The organism is Photorhabdus cinerea, assembly GCF_011189575.1.
GTDB lineage: Bacteria > Pseudomonadota > Gammaproteobacteria > Enterobacterales > Enterobacteriaceae > Photorhabdus > Photorhabdus cinerea.
Genome location: NZ_PUJW01000090.1, coordinates 1 through 1,664 on the forward strand (window position 1 = coordinate 1; position 1,664 = coordinate 1,664).

The window sequence follows — 1,664 nt, forward strand, 5'->3', positions numbered from 1 at the left end:
CTCGCGTATGGATTCGTCGTAGAGCAATGGGCGCGGGGACCGTTGGCATCTACATTATGTGTGATAATAACGGAAAGGGCGGTTTCCCAACGGGTACAGATGGGTTCTCCAGCTTAGAAAACTACGGTACGTCAGCGACAGGAGATCAAGCAAGAGTTGCGGATTACATCTACCCGTTGCAGCCAGTCACTGCTTTAGTGTGGGTTTGTTCCCCAATTCAGCGGAAAATTGATATCACAATCAACGGCATATCTTATGTTAGTCGTGATGTGACGAATGCCATTGCCGCCGCTATTGATAATGTATTTTTTGAAAACGGGAATCCTGACGGGACGGGGAAAGTTCTTATATCCGAACTTCAATATGCGATTGCTGATGTGCCGGGAACGGCGGGATTTGTTATTACGAATCCGACAAGCAATATTAAATTAGGGATCGGGGAATTACCGCTGAGAGGGGAGGTTATCTATACATGAGTCGATATAGCATTGATGATTATACATCAGCGTTAAACGGATTGTTGCCATCCGGTTTGGCGTGGACTCGTCAGCCCTCATCAGTTATGAACGCAATAACAAGAGCGATTGCACGTTCATATTACCGAAGCGATCGGGACGCGTGGGGATTAGTTGAGGGGGCTTTCCCTGCAACTGCGACTATCATGCTGCCTGAATGGGAGAAATCGCTAGGTTTGCCAGATGATTGCGGGATTGGGGAAGTTGATACTATCCCTTTAAGACAGAAAACAGTTGTTTCACGATTATTAAGAGATGGTGGGCAGTCAAAAGAGTTTTTTATTAATCTGGCGGCAACGATGGGTTATACCATCACGATCACTGAATATCGACAAGCACGGGCGGGACAGTCTCGCTGCGGGGAAGCCTTAAACGGTGAAGATTGGCCGTTTGTCTGGCGAATTAACGCCCCTAAAACTACCATCTTTTATGCCGTAGCTGGCGGAAGTTATTGCGGAGATCCGTTGAGGTCATGGGGTAATAAACGGTTAGAGTGCCAATTTAATCGCCTTTGTCCATCTCATACAATTTTACAGTTCGGTTACCGCAACTAAATAACCCTTTATTTATTTTCTAATCACCTTTAATGAGTGAGGTTTTGCTATGCAAAAAATCGGTGATATTACAAATACCGCAGATAAAAACGGTGAATTTACAAATGGCAATGTCGCTGCGGGTATTGCGCCGACATTATTAGATGCCGGATGGTTTAATACCGTTCAGCGTGAATTAATTAACGCTGTGCTGGGTTCGGGCTTAAAACTCGATAGTAAAAATGACAGTCAGCTTTTTGCTGCTATCAAGAAATTAATTGATAATAGCGCAGTAGAAATCCATGATGCCTCACTAACCCAAAAAGGCATCGTTCAGCTTACAGATGTAACAGGTAGTAGCAATACACTTGCAGCAACTCAGAAGTTGATTACAGACGTTAACAACAACGCCAACACTCGCCTGTCAAAATCCCAAAACGGCGCGGATATCCCAGACAAGAATGCGTTTGTGAAAAACTTGGGTTTAGCGGAAACGGTGAATAAGGCGAATAGTGCGTATCCAAAATCTGGTGGTATTGTAAACGGGTATGTGGATGCCACTGGATATATTTCCGGTAAGGGTGTGTATGAAGCACCCGGTATTCGGGTATATAGT

2 protein-coding genes and 1 pseudogene are annotated in these 1,664 nt (G+C 44.8%); all 3 read left to right on the top strand.

Annotation, left to right across the window (positions count from 1 at the left end):
• Positions 1-476: pseudogene (locus tag C5469_RS22625) on the top strand (baseplate J/gp47 family protein); the annotation flags it as partial.
• The gene (locus tag C5469_RS22630) at positions 473-1,069 is read left to right on the top strand and encodes a YmfQ family protein (RefSeq protein ID WP_166310931.1); all 597 of its coding nucleotides are present in this window, start codon (positions 473-475) and stop codon (positions 1,067-1,069) included. The pseudogene C5469_RS22625 and the gene C5469_RS22630, both read left to right, overlap by 4 nt.
• Positions 1,070-1,118: 49 nt before the next feature.
• A partial coding sequence (locus C5469_RS23910) for a phage tail protein (protein WP_242689570.1) occupies positions 1,119-1,664 on the top strand: 546 nt, incomplete at its 3' end.

Excerpts from the sequence above, each read along its gene's own strand:
- C5469_RS22630 (WP_166310931.1), top strand. The coding sequence starts at position 473 with ATGAGTCGATATAGCATTGATGATTATACATCAGCGTTAAACGGATTG.